10 protein-coding genes are annotated in these 14,882 nt (G+C 69.8%); 6 read left to right on the top strand and 4 right to left on the bottom strand.

Going from position 1 to position 14,882, the window contains the following annotated elements; genetic code table 11:
- Positions 1 to 111 precede the first annotated feature (111 nt).
- The gene (locus IE136_RS12965; protein ID WP_158984051.1) at positions 112 to 1,068 is read right to left on the bottom strand and encodes an ankyrin repeat domain-containing protein; all 957 of its coding nucleotides are present in this window, start codon (positions 1,066 to 1,068) and stop codon (positions 112 to 114) included.
- Between the two features lie 430 nt (positions 1,069 to 1,498).
- Here IE136_RS12965 and IE136_RS12970 point away from each other — a divergent pair, with 430 nt between their 5' ends.
- Together IE136_RS12970 and IE136_RS12975 are read left to right on the top strand one after the other, a co-directional pair.
- The gene (locus IE136_RS12970; RefSeq protein ID WP_229818809.1) at positions 1,499 to 3,853 is read left to right on the top strand and encodes an FhaA domain-containing protein; all 2,355 of its coding nucleotides are present in this window, start codon (positions 1,499 to 1,501) and stop codon (positions 3,851 to 3,853) included.
- A gap of 1,093 nt (positions 3,854 to 4,946) precedes the next feature.
- Positions 4,947 to 5,333: an STAS domain-containing protein gene (locus tag IE136_RS12975; protein ID WP_158984049.1), complete on the top strand. Its 387-nt coding sequence runs from the start codon at positions 4,947 to 4,949 to the stop codon at positions 5,331 to 5,333.
- A gap of 55 nt (positions 5,334 to 5,388) precedes the next feature.
- On the opposite strand, the gene IE136_RS12980 is transcribed toward IE136_RS12975, so the two are convergent.
- On the bottom strand, positions 5,389 to 5,814 hold the full coding sequence (locus IE136_RS12980) for a hypothetical protein (RefSeq protein ID WP_158984047.1): 426 nt from the start codon (positions 5,812 to 5,814) through the stop codon (positions 5,389 to 5,391).
- Positions 5,815 to 5,992: 178 nt separating this feature from the next.
- Between IE136_RS12980 and IE136_RS12985 the strand changes: the two genes are divergently transcribed.
- Together IE136_RS12985 and IE136_RS12990 are read left to right on the top strand one after the other, a co-directional pair.
- On the top strand, positions 5,993 to 6,454 hold the full coding sequence (locus tag IE136_RS12985; protein WP_158984045.1) for a hypothetical protein: 462 nt from the start codon (positions 5,993 to 5,995) through the stop codon (positions 6,452 to 6,454).
- 357 nt (positions 6,455 to 6,811) lie between these two features.
- Complete coding sequence (locus IE136_RS12990) at positions 6,812 to 7,033, top strand: hypothetical protein (RefSeq protein ID WP_189600388.1); 222 nt, start codon at positions 6,812 to 6,814, stop codon at positions 7,031 to 7,033.
- 85 nt (positions 7,034 to 7,118) lie between these two features.
- Here the strand turns inward: IE136_RS12990 and IE136_RS12995 are convergent, their stop codons facing one another.
- Positions 7,119 to 7,541: a VOC family protein gene (locus IE136_RS12995; RefSeq protein ID WP_158984041.1), complete on the bottom strand. Its 423-nt coding sequence runs from the start codon at positions 7,539 to 7,541 to the stop codon at positions 7,119 to 7,121.
- A gap of 107 nt (positions 7,542 to 7,648) precedes the next feature.
- Between IE136_RS12995 and IE136_RS13000 the strand changes: the two genes are divergently transcribed.
- Positions 7,649 to 8,050 carry a VOC family protein gene (locus IE136_RS13000; protein ID WP_158984039.1) on the top strand — a complete coding sequence of 134 codons (402 nt, stop codon included), beginning with the start codon at positions 7,649 to 7,651 and terminating at the stop codon, positions 8,048 to 8,050.
- Between the two features lie 39 nt (positions 8,051 to 8,089).
- On the opposite strand, the gene IE136_RS36405 is transcribed toward IE136_RS13000, so the two are convergent.
- Positions 8,090 to 8,218 (bottom strand): hypothetical protein, encoded by a 129-nt coding sequence (locus IE136_RS36405; RefSeq protein ID WP_268247921.1) that lies wholly within the window; start codon positions 8,216 to 8,218, stop codon positions 8,090 to 8,092.
- Between the two features lie 224 nt (positions 8,219 to 8,442).
- Between IE136_RS36405 and IE136_RS36410 the strand changes: the two genes are divergently transcribed.
- Positions 8,443 to 14,769, top strand: coding sequence for an FG-GAP-like repeat-containing protein (locus tag IE136_RS36410; RefSeq protein ID WP_189600389.1), 6,327 nt, complete (start codon positions 8,443 to 8,445; stop codon positions 14,767 to 14,769).
- Positions 14,770 to 14,882: the final 113 nt, after the last annotated feature.

Genomic DNA, 14,882 nt, shown 5'->3' on the forward strand with positions numbered 1-14,882 from the left:
GCAACGTGAGGGTCAAGCCGGATCCCCACATCGCGCCCTACCAGTTGTGGCCCCGTACAGCCAAGGTCGTTCCGGCCCCTTCTCAACTGCGTGAACCGCTGTCCATCCGGGTCAGTGACTCCAGTGATCACGGTCCGGCAGCTCGACCCACACGTCGGGAGGCCCGACCACGGCGCGCGCGTCGGTCGGACGCAGTCCCGCGACGGCACAGGAGTAGGCCACGGCCCTGTACTGGTAGAGGTAGGAGCTCAGCACTTCCTCGGGGGCGTCGTTCTCGTACGGCCCGCCGCCCGGGTGCAGGTCCCGTCTCTCGACAGTTCCGTGACGGGCGATGCAACCCTGGTTGCCGCTCTTGGGGTTGGCGTACAGGCCGTAGCAGACGGTGCCGGCGGACAGCCGGGCCAGCACGCCCGGCATCTGCGGCGCGTACCCCCAGGGCTGTGTCACGACGCAGCCGCCCGGCACGGACGTCACCCCGATGAACCGCAGGCTCTCGTCCATGTCGTACTCGTAGGGGGCTTCGAGCAGTTCGTCGATGACCTCGTCCTCCACCGGTGTCGCCTCCAGACGGCGAACCGCTTCGGCGGCGTCGATCCCGGCCACGCAGGCAAGCCCGGTGCCCTCATAGTGGAACTCGCCCAGCGCCGTGAGAAGCCGACCGGCCTCCTGCGCCGCAGCACGCTCCCTGTCGGTCAGGCGCACCCCCGCCGGTACCGGGAACAGGCCCGGCGTCGGTCCCGCGAGGCTCAGCCGCCCCGGCGACCAGCCGCCGATCGACGGCCGCCAGGGATCGGCCCCAGCAGCGGCGAGGGCCCGCGCGTTCTCCGGCTTCCGGGAGACCACCGCCTCCCAAAGAGCCGTCACCCCGTCCTCAAGCGCGTCCACGTCCGCCACGCGGCCGGCCAGCTCCGCGACGACTATCGGAGAGCCGAACAACGCCGCACGGTGCAGCGGCCGGCCCCCGCTCCATCTCTCCGGATCGGCGCCCTCGTGGAGGCGTCGACGGATGTCGTCGTGGTCCGTCCAGTCCCAGCCCATGCCGGTCCAGCCGTCATCCACTGCTGTCATCGATCTCCTCCAAGGCCCGACCGCACGGCTTCCCCCTGCATCCACACGCTCGCACACGGGTCTGACATCCTGCCGCCTGCCGCGCTCGTACTCGCGTACGGCGCTGGGGCACGACCCGGATCTCGTCTGACGGCTCGGCACTGAGGGCCACCTCCAGGGGCGGAACCGACCTTGTCCCCATGGGCCTCCTCGGCCCAGGCGGCGCCGTTGACCGTGAGCGCTCCGGCCCTCGGGCGTCCGGCCCTGTTCGGTCGGGCGGGCCATAGGAGGGGCCAATCAGCGGCACTGAGGGTGACCAGGAAGAAAGGAGCAGGTCACGCGGTCGCCTCGGCGTTGCCGGACCTTGTCGGACGCTGCCCGGCCGTACGCCATGGCCACCGATCCAGTGAATTAGAGCGACACGCCGTATATGGTCACACATTGTGGATATATGACTACTATCCGCAATCCCCTCCTTCATCTGCCCGCTCCACGGCAGATCGGCACCCCGGAGGCTGCAATGGGGACGCTGAACAAGATCGAACAGGGCTTCGAGGCCTTGGTGAACGGAGCCTTCGCCAAGGTGTTCAAATCCGCGGTCCAGCCCATGGAATTCATCGGCGCTCTCAAACGCGAGTGCGACATCAATGCCAGGATCTGGGACCGGGACTGCACCATCGCGCCCAACGGCTTCATCGTCGAGCTAAGTCCGGGCGATCACGAACTGCAGAGCGCGTGCCTGGTCATGCTCGGTGAGGAACTGGTCCAGAAACTGCGCGAGTACGCCGATCAGCAGCGCTATTCGTTCGTAGGTCCGCTGAAGGTGCAGTTGCAGCGAACCGAGAACCTGAAGGCCGGACGGTTCCGCGTGCGCAGCCGCCTCGAGGTCCCGCCCGAGGTCCAGCACGCCCTGCAGGCCAATCAGCGATACCACACCACGTATGCGCCGTCGGCCAAGCTCGGCAATGAGGGGAGCCCGTCCTGGCGGCAGGCCCCACACATCCAGCGTGGGGACAAGCAGGTTCTGACGGTGGAGCAGTTCATATCCCTTGGCCTGACGTTCGCCCAGGACGGCACGCTCGTCCGTGCCGACCCGGCGAGCCCTCTCACCGCCCCGTCAAGGCCGCCCCGTCTCTTGGAGCCCGCAACGGACCGGGCGGGCGTGGCCGTACTGCCTCGATCCGGTCACGAACGACGCGGCCTCCCTTCTGCACATGGCGTACGTTTCCCGCTTGCCCCCGCAGAAAGCCATACGCCTCACCCCGGGCGGGATACCGGCCACCGACACATCACCGGCTCGCCCGAGCCTCAGATCAGGAACCCGGCCGTGGGGAAACCGCCGGCCTCTCCAGTACCCCTCGGCGGTCTGCTCCGCGCAGAAGCCCCACGTCACCGGTCCGGCCAACAGACCCGACCGCCGGCCGGGGAGCACCGCCGTCGTCACGCCGCCGACCCGGTGCCCGACGGAACTCTCACTCACTCGAAAGGACGCACCGTGACCAACAATCGCGAGACCTCCGTCGACAGTCCCACACCCGACAGGAGACGAGAGGGATCCGACGGACCGGGCCTCGCGCCGCCCGCCGCCGACGAGCCCCAGGACGCCGCAGGCGAAACCCTCCCGCCGCACAGCGCGGCGGAGCACCACCAACCGGCGCCCGCCACCCACGGTGTCGGTGCGGAGCAGCCTCTGCCTCCTCCCTATGCCAACCGGGCGCACATGCCGCACGGCGCTCCCGGAATGCCGCAACACTACGGTCCACCGGCTCACTACAGTCCGGCGCACTGGCCGGGACCGGACCGAGGCGGTCGTATGGGAATGCTGGGTCGCAGTGCTGCGATCGAGCTCTCCTCCGACCGTCTGTTGCGCAACCAGCCCGGCGACCGTCGCGGCCTCAGCCGGTTGCGCATCGGCGGCAGGAAGGCGGAACGGGAGCGCGAGCAAAAGCTGGCCATCCTCCGCACTCCGGTGATGCAGTGCCACAAGATCGCCGTCATCAGCCTCAAGGGAGGAGTCGGCAAGACGACCACCACGACCGCCCTGGGCGCGACCCTCGCCACCGAGCGCCAGGACCGGGTCGTCGCGATCGACGCCAACCCGGACGCGGGAACACTCAGCCGACGCGTGCGGTGCGAGACCAGCGCCACCATTCGTGACCTCGTGGCCGAGATCCCGAACATCGACAACTACATGGCCGTACGGCGCTTCACCTCCCAGTCCCCGAGCGGACTGGAGATCCTCGCCAACGAGGCGGACCCTGCGCTCTCCACGGCGTTCAACGACGAAGACTACCGACAGGTGGTCGGCTGCCTCGGACAGCACTATCCGATCGTTCTGACCGACTCCGGGACCGGCCTGCTGCACAGCGCGATGCGAGGCATCCTGGACTTCGCAGACCAGCTGATCGTGGTCGCCACGCCCAGTGTGGACGGCGCGACCAGCGCCAGCACGACTCTGGACTGGCTCAGCGCGCATCACTACGACGACCTCGTCCAACGGAGCATCACAGTGATCTCCGAGGCCCGCCAGAAGAGCAAGAACGTGAGGGTGAACGACGTCGTGGACCACTTCCGCGCCCGCTGCCGAGGCGTCGTGATGGTTCCCTTCGACGAGCACCTCGCCGCGGGCTCCGAGGTCGATCTGGAACAGCTGAAGCCACGGACCCGCCAGGCCTACTTCGATCTGGCGACACTGGTGGCCGCGGACTTCCCCCGCACCCAGCCCGAGGCCGTGAGCTGGGGTGCCTCCTACCCCCACTCGGGTTACAACGCGGCCAGCATGTTCGCCGCCCCCGCATGGGGCTGAACCGCCACCGGAGCGGGGCTCAGATCCGCGTCGCCACACAGACGGCGATCTGGGTTCCGCGTACGGCTCGGCCGCGTCCCCGGGCACGACGCGACGCGTCCGTACGCGCTGGAGTCCTGAGTGCCCTGCTCAGCCGTGTTGCGGCGAGCTGCCAACTCGCATTCGGGCCGGGGCACCAGACCGCCGAAGCCGGCATGCACGCCCTCGGCATCGTCTGACCGCCCGCCACAAGCTGCGGGTCTACCGTGCGATGCAGCGTCTGTGAGCACCTGCCGCGGGCGGGCATAGGCAAGCCGCATGCGAGACCACGCACGGGAGCGCTGCGAGCTCCCGTGCCGCAGCCGTGCCCAAGAGGTCCCTTGGGTCACAATGGAATCTCCGGCCCCTTATTGCGGTGGTACCTGAGGCGGCCTGTCGTTGGCATCTGGAAGTGGCCCGGTGGGTCGTGCTTGTCGAGGCGGGGGCGGCGTGGTGGGCGGCGATCCGGTGAGGCGCCGTTGAGCCTCAGCGGCGCCGTGGGGGTGAGCGCGTTTGTATGGGCTCGCGTTGTCTTCCTCGGCCGTGCGTGGGAAGAGGTGTTCCAGGAAGGTGTCCGTCGCGAAGAGGAACGCCACCATGAGGGCGGGCAGGAGCAGAGCGAGCAGGGCCATGTGACCTCCCTGGGGGCGGCCGGCCTGTGGAGCCGATGGTGCTGTGTCCCAGGATGCGGCCGAACGGCCTTGTGCGCATGTCACCGCGCCCCGCAGCGCGGTTCCCCCTGTCGGTTGCCCGGGTCTGCTCCTGCCCCTGCTCCCGGGCGGCCGATGGGTCCATCGCTTTCCCCGGAGGAACCCACACGCGCGCGTCAACTCGCCTACCGAGGTCGTCGACCAGGAGCGGGATGAGGCTGGTGGGAAGCGGCCGGTGTGTGCAACGCTGCCACGACAGCCAGCCTGGTCTGGTGGGAGGCCCCGCGCCGCCCTGAGGTCACCCCGGTGGCCGGGGCACGGTACGGGTTGTCTCGCTCGACTGTGTGCGGTCCCACGCCGCGCGCTTGACGACCCCCGATCCGCCGGGGCGTGATGGGCTCGACCCCTGGAACGAGGGGTGAACCATGAACGACTTCACCGTGACCGTCAGACAGCACCCCCAGCGCACTGTGATCAGCGTGGCCGGGGAACTCGACCTGCACACGCTCCCCGCCCTCGAAGAAGCCACCTACGTCATCCCGCTCGGCGGCAAAGCGCTGCACCTGGAGCTGTCCGGAGTGTCGTTCATGGACTCCAGCGGCCTGAACCATCTGCTGTGGCTGCGCCGGCGTCTTCTCGCCGAAGGCGGCCGACTCCTGGTCACGGACCTTCAGGGCCAACCGGCGAGCCTGCTGCACCTGACCGAGACCTACGAACTGCTCACCAGCCCTAGCGTTTCCGAACCCGACCGTCGCCACCCAGAAGGTGGAGTTCCGGGTATTCCGCGGGACAAGCAGCCCTGCGAACGGTAATGCGCGAAGAAGGGCCGCCCCGACGGGCGGACCACCGGTGGAGAAGGTGCTGGGGCTAGGGCGTGTGGAACTGAATCTGATCACCGGGCAGGACGATGAGGTCACCGGCTGCTCCGCTCGACATGACGAAGTGCCCGGCGTCGGCCAGTACTGCTGTGACCGCGGCACGAACGATGGACCCCGTGGACGTTTCAATGTCGTGTGATCCGTAAAGTCCCGCGGTCCCGCCGAGCGCTGTCCAGCGTACGAGTACCCCGGAAGGGATCTCGCTGACGCGCATACCGGGTGCCGCGTCGTCAGCCCTGTCGACCAGGCAGAACCCGGCGCGCTGCAGCACGTACCGAACGCGCGACGTCAACAGGGCATGAGCAGCAGACACGCAGTTTCCTTGCCCCGAACGCGCCTGATCACTCGGTCTGCTCGCACTCAGGCTTCGCTTGCGTGCCAAGCCGATCACGACCAGCCGGATGACCAGGGACAAGACCGAAGCCTTGTCTGGGGCGGGCGGGATGGCCGACATCAGCACGGACCACGCGTCGACCGGCGCACCGCTGTTCCCCGAATCGTCCCGCTTCTATTCCTGCGTCCATGGGTGGTGTCCGCGGCTCGTCCGGCGTGTTCGCCGCGGACTGGCCGGTGCCGCCGCGCACAGTGAAGTCGTGGACCGCCCTCTGGTGGCCCCGCTTCGAGATGAAAGGGAGATGCCGGTGACCGTGGTCAGTGACGGCACGAAGGGACAGGAGCTTGCCGAGAGACTGTTGGAGGGGGTGGTGAACGAGCCGATGCGGGCGGCGACGAAGTTGCTGGGGGCGCACAGCGACGGTTACTGGCTAAGGCGCCTGACCGACGACCAGGAACTCGCGGCCTTGGTCGACGAACCGCTGATCGACCTCTCCGGCCGGTGCCCGACGCTCGACTGGGACGGTGTCGGCCACCTCCTGAAGACCCCGGGGTGGTCCCAGGGAGCCTCCAGGAGTCAGGCGGCGGTGCTGGAGTTCGCCGCGTCCCTTGTGAGCCGGTGCCCCGTACAGCTCGGCAAGGTGACTCACGCGGTGGACGACGGCGAGTTCCAGCTGCTCCTGGCAGCCATGGAAGAGGCCTCGTACGGGGACCCCCGCTGAAACCGCCCGGGGTCGCGGTGGCCCCCCGGTATCGCACCGGCAATCGGATGACGTGGGGTCCCTGGCCGCAGTGTGCGCTTGGAAGAGCCGTCAGTGGGGGCGTATGAAGGCCCCGTGAGCCGGCCCGGGTGGGCGAAGAACCTCGGGCCGGCCACGCTGAGCAGACCGTGGACGTGGACGCACAACCGGCTTGCTGACATATGCGCCTCAGTGAGGTCGCGTAAGGACCTGCTGGCAAGGACTTACTGGCGTTCTGCCGCACGCCCCGGCCGTTGACGGGCCTGAAGTCAGAATCGTTCTGGCGAGCAGGTTGAGCGGGCGCAGTCCCCGATTGCCTCCGCCTCGGCCGCGGCCTTTGTGGTCCGCCACAACGAAAACGGCACCATCGACATCACCTTCGGCGGCGACGGCAACGACACCCTCTACGGCGGTGCCGGAAGCGGCAGCCTGACCGGCTACTGCGGATCCGACCGGCTCAACCCCGTCGACAGCGTGTCCGGCAAAGACTCGGTCAACGGCCGCCCCGACTCCGCCACGTGCACCACGGATTCGGGCGACACACGCATCGGGTGCCCGTGAGGCGCTGACACCCCAGCCGTCGCCGGAGACCGGGGACGGGCTCCGGCGACGGCCGGCTGTCGCCACCACCCTTCCCAGCCGCGCGCTAGCGCACTCCCTCACCCCGCGGGGCCGGCGCCAACGTGAAGGAATGGCCCGCCGGGTCGGCGAACGTGCGCTCCTCCATACGGCGCCCTTCACGTGGGGAGGGTACGAAGGGCTGCGCCGCGGCCGTGATCGGCCTGGCGCCCAGGGCGACCGCTTCCCGTTCGGCCTCGTCCAGATCCTCCGGGGCGACCAGGAACCGGACATGCGCCTGCTGCGCGTCGTCGGGGCGCGGCCAACTGGGCGGCGCGTACCCGTGGTCCCGGCGGATCGCGAGGAGGACCCCACTGGCGCCGGTGAGAACCACGAAATCGGGATCCCCGCCGGCCTCGACATCGGCGCCGAGCAGGGAGGCGTAGAACTGCGCGAGCCGTTCGGGCTCGGCGCAGTCCAGTACAAGCACACTGGTCTTCGCAACGGTCATACCTTCGCGTCTGCCCCGGGTCGGCCCCTCCACGCGCCACCGCCGGAGCTGAACTGCCGTACCGCGCCTGCGGGCAGGGCGATGTCGCGGACCGTAAGGTCGTGATCATGACGATCAGCTCCACGACACACGTCCGCGTGGCCCGGCCCTCGCGGGACCTCGTCGCCGCGGAACGCTTCTACGTGGGCGGCCTCGGGCTCCACGTCCTGTGGCGGACCACCGAGCGCACGCGGGGCGAGCACGACCTGCTGATGGTCGGCCCGCCCGGCGGGTCATGGCACTTCGAACTCACCCACGACCCCGAGCACCCGCTGGAACCGACCCCCACGGTCGACGACCTGTTCGTGGTCTACCTGGGCGCCCCCGTGGAGGACGCCTTGGTCGGCCGTCTGCTGGCCACCGGAGGCACCCGGGTCCCCGCGCACAACCCGTACTGGGACAAGTACGGAGTGACCGTCGTCGACCCGGACGGCTACCGTCTCGTCCTGTGCAGCCGCACCTGGGGTTAGCCCTTCGGCGGGCAGTGCGGACCGCCCCCAGAGGGTGTGTCACTCCAGGTGGGTACCGGTGGTGCCGATCTTGCCGGGGCCGTTGAGGACGCAGACCCGCAGGTTGCCCTTGCCGGGGGCGGCGACGGTGAGTTCTCCGTCCGTGACGATCCGGGTGTCGCCGGTCACGGCGTCCCTGTACGTGCCGTTGTCCTCCCTCCGGCGCCTCCGGCACGCCTGGGCGGCACGGGTTCCGGCCAAATCGATCACTTGCTCTGCGTGAAACCGCCATGTGCGGACGCGTGTCGCCTACACGGAGCCCGCGTGATCTCGGCCATCCGTTCGAGTTCCGCCTCGCTCTCCACTCCCTGGGGCCGACGATCTCTTTGTTTCCTATGGGGGTGGAGTGAGTCGTGTTCAGATCGGCACGTCGTGGGATCGTCTTCGCACTGGCATCGGCACTGCTGACCACGGTCGGCGTCACGGATGCCGCATGGGCCCGCTCGGTCACCGGGCCCACCGCACGGAGCGTGGCGGCGCCGCCCGGCCTCACCCGGACGGCGAAGGACCTTCCGAAGCCGCCCAAGGCGATGAGCCTGGCGGAACGCCGGACGCAGATCGACGGTTCCGAAGGCAGCCACTCGCCGATGCGTGAGTTCGTCAGGCCGAAGGCTCCCCGGCTGCCTCTCGCTCCTGCCCCCAAACCTGACAAGCCCCCGACCAAGGGCCCGGCAGCGGCCCCGCAAGCCGCCGCGTCGGACCGCGCCGGGGCAACCGCCGGCCGCTCCGACGCGGCGGCCGCCGGCGTGCCGAACCCCGACTGGGTCAGCGCCTACGCGAGCGCCTACCCCGCCATGCTGTCGATCGGCGGCCAGACCAAGTTCTCCACCGTCGCGGCATCCTCCGTCTCCGGGCTCTGGCTCTACGTCATGGACGAGCAGGGCAACCCGGCACTCCAACAGGAGATCAAGCGCTCCACCGACGACCCGTCCGGCAAGTATCTGGAGAACGGCGCCTGGTGCTACGGCTGGTGGCCGTCCAACTCCTACCCCGCCGACCAGTGCTTCTGGTGGAGCTCCAGCCTCCTCGGCGGACACCTCGCGGACGGCAAGAAGTACTACGCCTGGATCTTCCTCATGGGCACCGACGGTTCCTCCAGCCCCGGAGGAACCACCTCACCGCTCGTCGAGGCCTTCTACACGCCGGACATCCCCGGAATCCAGGCGGGCCTGTGCACCTGCTACGGACAGGCGTACCGCGCCGACCCGGTCAACACCGCGACCGGCATGTTCTACGACCGTACGACCGACGCCTCCCTCGTCGGCGTCGGCACGCCCTTCACGCTCGAGCGCACCTACCGGTCCGACTCCGCCGCCACCGGGCTCCTGGGCCGCGGCTGGTCGACCCCGTTCGACTCCAAGCTGACGATCGCCGCCGGCACAAGCGCCACGCTCCAGGAGGCCGACGGGGCCCGGATCGTCTTCAAGGAACAGACCGGCGGCGTCTACAGCACACCCGCCGGATCGGGGCTCAAGCTCGCCAAGTCCGGTACGGCGTACACCGTCACCAGCCCCGACCACTCCCGCCGCACCTACAGCGCCACCGGCCAGCTGACCACGCTGGCCGACGCGAGTGGCCTGGGCCTCACCCTCACCTACGCCTCAGGCCGCCTCGCCTCCGTGAAGGACGCGGCCGGACGCGTCATCCCCTTCACCCTCGACGCGGCCGGGCTGCTCACCCAGGTGGCGCTCCCGGACGGAACGTCGGTCTCCTACGGCTACACCAACGGTCTGCTGACCTCCGCGACCGACCAGGCCGGAAAATCCGCCTCCTACACCTACGACGCGGCCAAGCGCCTCGACACCGCCACCGGCCGGGGCGGCGGAAAGATCGTCAACACGTACGACACCGCGGGCCGTGTCACCTCGCAGACGGACAGCTCTGGCAAGATCTCCCGCTTCACCTGGGACAACAGGCGCGAGTCGCACACGACCGATCCCAACGGCGGCGTGTGGACGGACGTGTACTCCGGCAACGTGCTGCTCGAGAGCATCAACCCCTTCGGCAAGAAGGTGTCGTACAGCTACGACCGCAACCTGCGCCCCGTCTCCATCACGGACGCCGTCGGCAACACCACCGAGATGACGTACGACGCCGCCGGCCGCATGGCCACCAGGAAGTCGCCGTCCGCCGCCGCCCTGACGGAGAGCTGGAAGTACGACACGGCCGGGAACATCACCAGCCACACCGACAGCCGCGGCAAGACCTCCACGTACACGTACGACACCGCCAACCGTGTCCTCACCAGCACCGACCCCGCCGGCGGCAAGGTCACCTACACGTACACACCCCTGGGCGCCCTCGCCACCGTCACCACACCGCGCGGCAGGACCACGACCTACACCTACGACACGGCGGGCAACCGCACGGCCGTGACCACGCCCCTGGGCGAGCGGACGACCTTCCGCCACGACGCGGCCGGACGGGTCACCGCGGTGACCGACCCGCGCGGCAACGCCCCGGGCGCCGACCCGGCGGCCTTCACCACCGTCCACACCTACGACGCGCGCGGCCTGCTCAGCACCGTGAAGGACGCCCTGGGCCACACCACCACCTACGGATACGACAACGCCGGCCGCCTCACCTCCGTGAAGGACCCGGCGAACCGGATCACCGGCTTCGGCTACGACGCCTCCGGCCGCCACATCCGCACCACCAACCCCGCGGGCAAGTCCGAGACACGTACGTACGACGCCAACGGCAACCTCACCTCGGTCACCGACGCGCTGGGCAACAAGACCACCCACGCCTACGACAAGGCGAACCGGCTCATCAGCACCGTCTCGCCACGCGGCAACGTCACGGGCGCCAACGCCGCCGCCTTCACCACCAGCTACGGCTACGACGCGGCCGGGCGCCGCACCACCGTCACCGACCCCACCGGCGCCGTCACCACTACCGGCTACGACAGCCTCGGACGCCCCGTCACCGTCACCAACGCACTCAACCAGATCCGCAGGACGTCGTACGACGGCAACGACAACGTCCTGACCACGACCGATCCGCTGGGCAAGGTCACCCGCCACACCTACACCGACAACAACCTGCTAGCGACAACGACCGATCCGCTCGGCAAGGTCACCTCCTTCGGCTACGACGCCGACGGCAACCGCACCAGCCTCACCACCCCGCTCGGCCACCGGACCACCTGGACGTACGACGACGACGGCCGCACGGCCACCCAGGTCGACCCCCGCGGCAACGTCACCGGCGCCGACCCGGCACGGTTCACCACGACGTACACCCACGACCTCGCGGGCAACCCGACCCGGACGACCAACCCGCTGGGCAAGTCGACCACCACCACCTACGACGCGGCGAACCAGCCCGTGACCACGACCGACGAACTCGGCCGCACGACCAGGACCGAGTACGACGCACTCGGCCGGATCACCAAGGTCACCGGACCCGACGACGCCGTCACCAGCTACACGTACAACACGGCCGGCGACCTCGCGACACGCAAGGACCCCAACGGCCACACCACCACCTACGGCTACGACGACGCGGGACGGCCGACCTCTGTCACCGACCCGCTCAGCCGCACCAGGACCGTCGGCTACGACGCAGACGGCAACCGCACCACCGCCACCAACGCCCGTGGCGTCACCGCCACCACCACCGTCGACGCCCGCGGCCTGGCCATCGCCACCACCTACGGCGACGCCACGCCCCAGGCAGCGGCCACCTACGACGCCCTGGGCCGCCGCAAGACGGTGACGGACGCCACCGGTACCCGGACCCTGAGCTACGACGCGGCCGGCCGGCTGACCGGCGTCACTCCGAGCACGGGCAAGGGCTCGTACACCTACACGTACGACGACGCCGGACACCTGACGTCACGCGGCATCGACTACACCGCTCCGCAGCCACTGGACTGGAACGGCGCCACCCACACGACCTCCGCGGACCTCAACGGCGACGGCTACACCGACGTCGTCCGCGCGGACGCCACCAACGGCCTGCGCACGTTCCTCGGCCGCTCCGACGGCACCTTCACCGCAGGGGCCGCCCTCACCGGGACCGGCGGCGGCTTCCAGCAGATCCTCACCCTCGAGTTCACCGGTGACGGCAAGACCGACCTGCTGGCGATCGACAAGACGACGGGACATCTGCTGCGCTACGACGGCGACGGCAAGGGCGGCTTCGCGGCCCCCTTCGACCTCGGCGCCGGCTGGGGCCCGATGACCCTGACCGCGGGCGACTTCAACAAGGACGGCAAACAGGACTTCCTCGCCATCAGCTCCACAGCCAACCGCCTGTACTTCTACCCGGGCAGCGGCACCGGCGGCTTCGGCACCCGCACCGACCTCGGCTCCGGCTGGGGCACGTACCGCATCGTCCTCGTCGAGTTCAACGGCGACGGCAGGCTCGACGTCCTCGCCGTCAACCCGACCGACGGCCACCTCTACCTCTACCCGGGCAACGGCACCGGGGGAGTGGGGACCCGCACCGACCTCGGCGCCGGCTGGGGCGCCATGCGTCTGGTCCCGGGCGAGTTCAACAACGACACCAAGCCCGACTTCCTCGCCGTCGACACGACCAACCGCAAGCTTCGCTTCTACCCGGGCAACGGCACCGGCGGCTTCGGCACCTACATCCTCCAGCCCGACGACTGGACGCCCTACGGCATCCCCGGCACGGGCCGCTTCGGCTCCTCCACGAACCAGGGCATCGTCGCAGCCGACAACGCCGGCCGACTGCGCAAGTGGAACGGTGACGGCAAGGGCAACCTGACGGGCGCCACCGCCGCCACCGGCCCGGCCGGAGGCAGCAGGGTCACCTACGGCTACGACGCCGACGGCCGCCGCATCAGCCAGAGCGGCTCGGCCGGCACGCTCACCTACGCGTACGACCCTGCCGACCGGCTCACCACCAGCACCCTTCCCTCGGCCAACGGCCACAGCGAGAACCGCGTCTACGACCAGGCGGGCCGGCTCACCTCCGTCACCACCGCCAAGGGCACGAGCACCCTCGCCGGATGGCAGCTCACCCTCGACGACGCCGGCCGCACCACCCGTATCAGCGCCACCCGAGCAGGGCAGCCGACGAGTCACCAGTACTACACCTACGACGACGCCGACCGGCTGCTGACGGAGTGCGCCTCGCCGACCGAGGCCGCCGCCTGCCCCGACCTGTCCGCCGCCACCGGCTACACCTACGACCCGGTCGGCAACCGCGCGACACAGACCAAGGCCGGCACCACCACCACGTACGCCTACGACGCCGCCGACCAGCTCACCTCGGCCACCACGGGCACCACCAGCCGCGGCTTCGCCTACGACGCCGACGGCAACCAGACCTCGGACGGCACCGCCACCTTCGTCTACGACGCGCGGAACCAGCTGAGCTCGGTCACCGCCGGCGCGGACACGTACTCCTACACGTACGACGCCGACGGCCACCGCACCAAGGCCGCCAAGGGGACCACGGCCCTGCGGACCACCTCGTGGGACGTCAACGGCGCACTCCCCACCATCGGCGCGGAGTACAGCCCGGGCGGCACGATGACCGCCGAGTACCAGTACAACCCGCTGGGCCAGGTCCAGACCCAGACCGCCGGCGGTGCCGGCTCGTACTTCCACCACGACCAGCTCGGCTCCGTCACCGACGTGACCGACGCGGCCGGCGCGGCCCGGATCCGCTACCGGTACGGCGCGTTCGGTGAAGCCACGAAGACCGACCTGGGCGCCAACCCGCCCACCAACCCCTTCACCTACACCGGCGCCTACACCGAGCCCACCACCGGCGCGGCCGGCTACTACCTGCGCGCCCGCAACTACGACCCGACCACCGGACGCTTCACCGGCACGGACCCGGCCGGCTTCACGACCGGCAGGCCGGCGGTGTCCCCCTACGCCTACGCCGACAACGCACCCACCCGCTACACGGACCCGACGGGCTGGAGCCCCGACGACCCCACGGACGACAAGGTCGAGTCGTTCGGCGAAGGCCTCAAGGTCTTCGGTGAAGGCTTCGTACAGGGCCTCAAGCTGCCCTTCGAGTTCGTCGGCGACGTCTACAACGCCTTCACCGGCGGCAACGGCGGCGCGGGCGGCTTCGTCGACAAGTACCTCCCGGTCCGCCCGGCCTACCGCCTCTACCGCGCGGCGCAGATGTTCCGCGACCAGGGCTGCGAGGCGCTGTACGACGTCTACAGCCAGGCCGCGGCGGATCTCGCCTCGCAGGTCGCCCTCACCGGACTCGGCGGTCTGACCGGCTGGCAGCGGGTCGCGGCCGCGCCCCGCGGCGCCTTCGCCGGCATGGCGTCGATCCCCCGGGCGACGTCGTTCACCTGGGGCGGCGCGAACGTGCGCTACACCAGGACCGCCACCGCGATCGGCGACGACGCGAACACGATCCAGAACCTGCTGCGATCGACCGGACGCAACGGCCACGACGTCATCGTCCACGGAGACGAGCAGGGCAACTTCCGCGTCGACGGCAACATCACCCACCCCCAGCAGATCGCCGATCTCGTCCGCGAGAACCCGTACTACGACGGGGGCCCGGTTCAGCTGGTGACCTGTCACGGCGCGTGCGGAGCGGCCTCGGAACTCTCCGCGGCGCTCGGCGGAGTGGAAGTCCGCAACGCCAGCCCCCACCAGGTCGACCTGGACCGCAACGGCACGGTCCGGGAGTGGCCCGACGGGCCGCTCGGAGACCCGTTGACGAAGTAGGCGGGAAGGGGCCGGGTCCGTACGGGAAGATCTCGGACGGACCCGGCCCGCGCGCCTGCCCGTACCCGGTGGCGATCTACGATGCCCGGGTCAGCCCGCACACTCGACCGAGG

The organism is Streptomyces lateritius, assembly GCF_014649715.1.
Classification (GTDB): Bacteria; Actinomycetota; Actinomycetes; order Streptomycetales; family Streptomycetaceae; genus Streptomyces; species Streptomyces lateritius.